This window comes from Candidatus Neomarinimicrobiota bacterium, from assembly GCA_041862535.1.
In the GTDB taxonomy this organism is placed as follows: Bacteria; Fidelibacterota; Marinisomatia; order SCGC-AAA003-L08; family TS1B11.
Genome location: JBGVTM010000141.1, coordinates 1 through 6,952, shown reverse-complemented (window position 1 = coordinate 6,952; position 6,952 = coordinate 1). Strand labels below are relative to the sequence as shown.

Here is a 6,952-nt window from a genome sequence, read left to right as displayed (position 1 = left end):
GTTCTAGCCCTGGTACGGCGGCATTCGAGACTAAAACCCGAGCCCCTGCCGCAGCAGGCCCTCTCAGGGAGAGGCAACCTTTTCGGCGATACCGGCATCCTTATCATCCTGCTGCTTGTAGCAGTGGGCGGGTTCCTGGCCGAATCCGCCCGGCTGGCCATCGAAAACCCTCCCTCCAGCCTGGCTTCCTTTGTGGCCTATCCACTTTCACTCATACTCACCCCGAACACGTGGAGCACCTTACAGCCCTGGCTGTGGTGGACTCACGCGCTGCTGGCCCTGGGATTTATCGCCCTGATCCCCCAGACCAAAATGTTCCACGTCTTTATGGGTATTGTCAACGTGGCCCTCACCAACACCGCCGAGCGAGGCGCTCTCCGACCCATGAACATTGCCGCCCTGATGGAAGACCCCGAGCTCGATGCCGACACGCTGACCTTAGGTGCGGGCAAGGTGGAGGACTTCACCTGGAAGCAGCTGTTGGACGCCGAAGCCTGCACCGAGTGTGCCCGCTGCACCGCGGTCTGCCCGGCCTATGACACCGGCAAGCCCCTCTCGCCCATGAAAATCATCCAAGACCTGCGTCACAACCTCTACAGCCAGGCTCTCGGTGACCGGCCCCACCGGGTGCTTATCGGCGAGCTTATCAGCCCCGAGGAGCTGTGGTCGTGCACTACCTGCCGGGCGTGCATGGATGTCTGCCCCGTCTTTATTGACCATATCCCCACCATTGTGGACATGCGCCGCTTTCTGATACTGTCGGAGGGCAAGCCGCCCGAGGGCGCCGCGGCCTCGCTGGAAAAGACGGCCCAGCAGGGCAATCCCTGGGGCTTCCCCCGGGAAAACCGCCTCAAGTGGGCCGCGGATGCCGGGCTTGATGTACCGCTTATGGCTGATAAGCAGGCCGCGGACATTCTCTACTGGGTAGGGTGTGCCGGGGCTTACGATCCGCGCAACCAGGAAATAGCCCGGGCCATGGTAGCCATCCTGGAGTCCGCCGGCGTGGACTACGCCATCCTGGGCAGGGAAGAAAGCTGCACCGGCGATTCAGCACGCCGAATGGGGGAAGAATACCTTTATGAGACCCTGGCCCGGCAAAATATCGCCACCCTTGCAAAATACTGCTTCAATCGGATCATCACGACCTGCCCCCACTGTTTCCAGACCCTGGGGAAGGATTACCGCCAGCTGGGTGCAAACTGGACTGTGCAGCACCATTCGGAGTACATTCAGGAGCTCCTTGAGCAGGGACGGCTCGCGCTTCACGGGCATGTGGCCGGCAAAGTGACCTACCACGACGCCTGCTACCTGGGGCGGCATAACCGCATTTACGACTCACCCCGAAAGGTGCTCGCCCGCGTCTTGAGTCCGGATGGCGAGCTGGTGGAGATGTCCAGGTCCCACAGCCGGAGCTTCTGTTGCGGGGCCGGTGGTGGAAACATGTGGTATGACGTCGATCAAGGAGAGCGGATCAATTACGCGCGCTTCGATCAGGCGATGGAAGCAGGCGTAGATATGCTAGTCACCGCCTGCTCGTTCTGCCTGCTTATGTTGGACGATGCCCGCAAAGTCCGGGACAAGGAGGAAAGTGTGCAACTGAAAGATATTGCCGAACTAGTGGCGGCGAGCCTGGCCTGATCATGGGAGAGGCTCTACAATATTTAGGCCAGCACTTGTTAAGTGTGACCTTCCCGCTGGCCCTGGGAATGGTCATTCTTATCCTGACCTTCCGCCGCTGGCTCAATAAACAGCGCTAAACCGCTGGAAGACCCACCGCAGGAGGTGCCTTCCAGGGGGTAAATTATCTATTTGCCCCCAACCATTACATCTAGCGCCAACTGCGGCCCAGACTTAAAAATAATCATTGTAACCAAATCCGGCTTGCCATATCTTTTTTAAACTCGTCGGGACTACCCAACGATCACCTGGGAGCCTTCTATTATGCAGTTCTTCCGCTCACACCTAGGGCTCATCGCTTTCGGCTTGATTCTCCTGGTCACTGGCTGTGAGGAGGAAACCAGGGAGGGCCAGGCCGGCGCTCTGGTGGGTTCCTGGTCGCTGATCAACTTGAAGGCGGACTGGGTGCGGGAGGTGGCCAGTCCGGAAGGTACCAATCCTGACACCCTCTACACGCTTAGCGCCAGCTGGGACGAAGCGGAAAGCGTCTTCGGCAGCGAGGCCCATAAAGCCGACCAGGTTCTGGCCGAATTCGCCGTCGGCGATACTGTGTTCCGACTTGATACGACCCTCAATGCCGCTGCATTGGTGTATCTGCAGATTGCCCTGACCGCAACTTTTACCGAGGACTTTACCTATACCCTTACGGGAACGTATCCAGCCCTCCGGCTGGTGCCTGATTTGTGCCAAACCGAATTGGTGATTCCCCAGATTTCCGACGCCGGCATCTATGATCCGGACTACATAACCTTCAGGCTCGGCATCCGGCCCGGCGCATTCGACCAGATCCTCCCCGCCTTCAATGATGGCCAGTTCGACGTATCCGAAGACGGAACAACGCTCATCATCTGGTATATCGATCGGGACGGCCACGACCAACGGATCGCCGAAACCGGCGAAACCTGGGACGAGGCCGAGAACCGGGTGATCCATGGGGCCGCCGAGCTCCCGGTGAACATCGTCACCGGTGCCTTCGCTACGGCCGGTAGATTACGCCGCAGCGGCTATATCATGGGCCCCAGCGGCCGCCCTGAAAATTGGGGTGGTTATTTCACTTTTTATGCCCTCATAATTCTGGATTATGCAGATGAATTGATTGCCAGCGGTGCCGCTGACACCTTCGCAGAAGCCCTGGCCATAATCACTCAATGGGCCGATGCCGGGCAAATCGAGGAACAGACTGATAGCACGTTTGCCACCCTCCTGACCGATGACAGTGACCACGATTTCGATCCACTGAATCCAGGTAACGGCGGAAAACTCACCTACGTCATCAATCCCGTCTGCATGCCGGTCAATGAGATTATCTATTTTGAGACCACCTGGTATAGAATAGAGTAGCTGGCTTATCCTTGTCCTGCACTGCTGCGATTGACCACCAGAAAAAGCGGCTGCGACAGCAAGCCCATCTCTCACATGGCTATCCCATCCAGCCCCGCGTTAAGACCTGAATCATGAGAGGCCTGTTTACCTGCCTGTGTCTGGCGGCCGTTCTCTGGGGTCAGACCGGCCGCACGGAGATTTCAGGGGTCGTCCGCGACCAGCAGGACCAGTCGCCGCTGGAGGGCGCCAACGTGATACTGAGCGGTGGTGCCCTGCGGCAGCTGGTGGGTGCCGCCACCGATGCCCGGGGAGTCTATCGTATCCCCGATGTTCCCCCGGGCAGGTATCAGCTGCGGGTAACCTACATCGGCTATCGCCCGGTTGAACGGCAGGTGGTGATCCCTTCGGGAGCGGATGTAATGCTGGAAATCAACATTGACCTGGAGGTGGAATCCATCCAGCTACGAGGGTATGTGGTCACTGCCAGCCGTGGTCGGCGGGAAAAACTGACCGATGCACCCGCAGCTACCATCGTGATGTCAGCGGCTGAAATCGGACGCTCCACCCTGCCCAACCTGGGTGATTACTTCAAGCAATTCAAAGGTGTGGATTTCACCGCTTCGGGGATCGATGCCTTCAATCTCTCGGCACGAGGCTTCAACACCAGCTTCTCATCACGCCTCATGACCCTCGTTGACGGACGGAAGGCGAACGTACCATCGCTGCGCCTGATCGCCTACAACGCCATTCCCATCACCGCCGACGATGTGGACCAGATCGAGGTCGTCCTGGGACCTTCCTCCGCCCTGTATGGCCCCGAAGCCTACGCCGGGGTCGCCAACATCATCACTAAGAAACCCGCCCTCTCTCAAGGCGGAAAGGTGAGCTTAAGTGTCGGCAATCGCGATCTGCGTAAGTGGCAGCTGCGTTACGCCGGTGCGCGCGGCAAATGGGGCTACAAGCTGTCCTACGTGGACTTCAGCGCAACCGATTGGCACTGGGTTGACCCCGAAGAGAAAAAAAGCCATCACAAATTCTGGATCGAAGATGACGGCAAACTGGGCGAACAACTCGATAGCCATGCCTTCCGGTACGATTGGACCTGGGACGGCTACGATATCCGCTTTGACCGCAATGGTAACGGCAAATTCTTCGATCCGGAAGATAGCGTCTCGTACGCCGTGAATGACATTATCGCCGACGTGAACCATGACGGGCTGGTCGATACGGCTGACTTCAAGCTGGAAAATCAACGCCTGGACCTCCGGCTGGACTACGACTTCGGTCCCGACCACAACTTCATTGTGAGTATTGGGCAGGCGGTGGCTTCCAATATCAATATCACCGGTCCCGCGCGCTTCCTGGCCGACCACTGGATATACCGTTACTACCAGGCCCGATATGTGAGGGGTTCCTTTTTCACCCAGGCCTACCTGAACACCTCCAATGCCGGCTGGACCCGCAACCTGCGCACCGGCGAACGCATCTTCGACCAGTCCACCTTCTTTCACCTGCAGATGCAATTCACTGCAAGGCTGCCCCAACTATGGGACACGCAGTTAACATCCGGATTCGATTACCAGCGCACCATGCCCCGGACTTTCGGGACCGTCCTGCCTGACGGTACCGGCGTCCCCAATCCCAAAAGCTACGATGATGACGGCCTGGACAATGACCATGATGGCCGCATCGATGAATTTGCCGAGGGGTTGATCACCACCAATGAATATGGGCTCTATTTTCAGTCCTCCTCCAGTCTGACCCCCCAGCTCAACCTGATCATCGCCAGCCGGCTGGATCTCCACAGCGGCGTACGATCAGAAGATGGGTTCACTTTCCTTGCCGATCCTCTGCTGGGCGGCACGGTCCGCTATCGGCCCCAGTTTTCGCCGAAAGTCGGTCTGCTGTGGAAGCCGGACGAGAACCAGACCTTCCGGCTAACGGCCGCCCGCGCTTTTAATACCCCCTCGTCCCAGGGGCTGTTTTTAAGGATGCGGGTGGCCACGAAGCCCCCGTTTCGCGTTATGGCGCGCGGCAACCATGCGGGCTTCCACTACACCCGTGACCCCGAAGGCAATCTGATGATGTACGACCTCCGGCCCGGTTCATCCTCAGCGTTCCGCCTGGCGAAAGTTCCTCCTGAGGCGGTACTGCACATTCCCGCCTTCCTCGGCCGCCCCGCCCAGTGGTTCCAACCGGAAGACCTCCAGACCATTGAGCCTGTTATCAGCGAGGATCTATGGACCTACGAACTAGGCTACGTGGGTGTGCTCGGCAACCGAATCCGCGCCACCCTGGATGTATATTATAGCCAATACAGCGACTTCGTTTCTGACCTGACCTTGATTACCCCGCTGGTGATGGACACCAGCAAGGGCCTGGCCGAGGCCGAAAGACTGGGTCTGGTCGGCACCTCGGAGCACGACGGCATCGATATCGGACCCGACAATCTCCCAGGAACAGAAGACGATTCGGTTATTACTGATCTTAGCAGCGACGATCACATCGAGATTATCTTGACCAACGTGAATTACGGCCGGATCAGTATCGGCGGCTTGGACCTGAGCATCGGCTACCTCTTTTCCCCGAGGCTCTGGAGCGAGGTGCGGTATTCTTATCTCGGTCGCCAGGCATTCTATAATCGCTTGACCCGCAGCTACGATCCCATCAACGCACCCCGATATAAGCTCTCCGTCGGCACAACCTATACCAGCCGGCACAACCGCTTCTGGCTCGGTCTCACCGTGAGACACATCCCCACCTTTGATTGGGCAGTAGGTGCTTTCGTCGGCACGATCCCCCGCTACACCGTGGCTGATTTGAATTGGGGATTCCGCTTCAATGACAGGTATAGCTTCAAGATGATGGTCAACAACCTCAATAACGATGTGCATCGGGAAATCATCGGGGGCGCGGAATTAGGTAGACAAATTATCCTGAATTTGTCCCTGAAGCTGGAGTAGCCGGGCAGACCGTCGAACGCCTGCCGCGACTGTGAGAACCCCGAAGCAATAGTCGGGACGGCGAGGAAACCGGGGCTGGTACTCGTCAGTTGGGGACGGTATCCGGCGGTAGTTTGAAACCGAATTGCTTGGCCCACTCGCCCTGGGTGACTTGGATCTCCCCGAAGTGGGCTTCATACTTCTTGATGTTCTCGTTCAGTGCCATGGCGAAGGCTTTGACGTGGAGCGGGGCCATGATAATCCGGGCCCGAACCCGGGCTTTGGGCATACCGGGCATCACTTGGGTGAAGTCGAGAACGAATTCGGCCGGAGAATGGGTGACGATGGCCAGGTTGGAATATTCGCCGGTGCCAACCTTTTCGTCCAGCTCAACTTGAATCTGCTTGGTTTTCGGCTCTTTAACGGTGTCCATGATTCTTTTCTCTATTAAGGGTGATCCGCATCAATCGTCCCGGCCTGAATTCTGCCGCCGGTTAAACTCCTCCCAATCCTCTTCGATGCCCTCCCATTGACGGAATTCTTCTTCATCCGTGGTAACCTCATTTAATTCAACGTCTTCATCTAGACTCTGCATCTGCTGGTCGATGCGCTCAAACTCATTGGGATCGGTTTCGTCCAGCTCCTCAATGTCCGGCTCGTAGACTACATCCTCGCCGTATAATGACTGGTCAAAGAAATCCATGTCAGTGACGATCCCCTGGGCCATAAGGAACTCCAGAAAGTCCAGGTACTTGCGGTCTTTTAGATTGGTCCGGCAATTGGGGCACACCAATGACTTAGCGAGTTCCTCCTCGTCGATGGGCTCGTTGCATTCGGGGCAAACAATCCCTTCGATTTTCATCGAAAACCTCCTCTAAAACGCGGCTGAATGTAAGTGAGACGCCTAGAGTCATCAAGCCCTTTTTCAGCCTATTTTCTCGTCGGAGGTGAAGAAAGATTACAGCGAGAAATCGTAGTGCTGGCAATCGGCGATATGGGCTGCCAGCCGC

5 protein-coding genes are annotated in these 6,952 nt (G+C 57.4%); 3 read left to right on the top strand and 2 right to left on the bottom strand.

Annotation, left to right across the window (positions count from 1 at the left end):
* The 3 genes from ACETWG_05335 to ACETWG_05325 form a co-directional block, all read left to right on the top strand.
* On the top strand, positions 1-1,638 hold a 1,638-nt coding region (locus tag ACETWG_05335; GenBank protein ID MFB0516011.1), incomplete at its 5' end, for a heterodisulfide reductase-related iron-sulfur binding cluster.
* Between the two features lie 303 nt (positions 1,639-1,941).
* Complete coding sequence (locus ACETWG_05330; GenBank protein ID MFB0516010.1) at positions 1,942-3,018, top strand: hypothetical protein; 1,077 nt, start codon at positions 1,942-1,944, stop codon at positions 3,016-3,018.
* A 113-nt stretch (positions 3,019-3,131) separates the two neighbouring features.
* A complete protein-coding gene (locus ACETWG_05325) occupies positions 3,132-5,963 on the top strand; it encodes a TonB-dependent receptor (protein MFB0516009.1) in 2,832 nt (943 codons plus the stop codon).
* 85 nt (positions 5,964-6,048) lie between these two features.
* Here the strand turns inward: ACETWG_05325 and ACETWG_05320 are convergent, their stop codons facing one another.
* A complete protein-coding gene (locus tag ACETWG_05320) occupies positions 6,049-6,375 on the bottom strand; it encodes a DUF3467 domain-containing protein (protein ID MFB0516008.1) in 327 nt (108 codons plus the stop codon).
* Positions 6,376-6,405: 30 nt separating this feature from the next.
* Complete coding sequence (locus ACETWG_05315) at positions 6,406-6,804, bottom strand: hypothetical protein (protein ID MFB0516007.1); 399 nt, start codon at positions 6,802-6,804, stop codon at positions 6,406-6,408.
* Positions 6,805-6,952: the final 148 nt, after the last annotated feature.

What these genes read in the sequence shown, in the direction of transcription:
- ACETWG_05330 (MFB0516010.1), top strand. Translation starts at nt 1,942, where the DNA reads ATGCAGTTCTTCCGCTCACACCTAGGGCTCATCGCTTTCGGCTTGATT.
- ACETWG_05325 (MFB0516009.1), top strand. Translation starts at nt 3,132, where the DNA reads ATGAGAGGCCTGTTTACCTGCCTGTGTCTGGCGGCCGTTCTCTGGGGT.
- ACETWG_05320 (MFB0516008.1), bottom strand. Translation starts at nt 6,375, where the DNA reads ATGGACACCGTTAAAGAGCCGAAAACCAAGCAGATTCAAGTTGAGCTG.
- ACETWG_05315 (MFB0516007.1), bottom strand. Translation starts at nt 6,804, where the DNA reads ATGAAAATCGAAGGGATTGTTTGCCCCGAATGCAACGAGCCCATCGAC.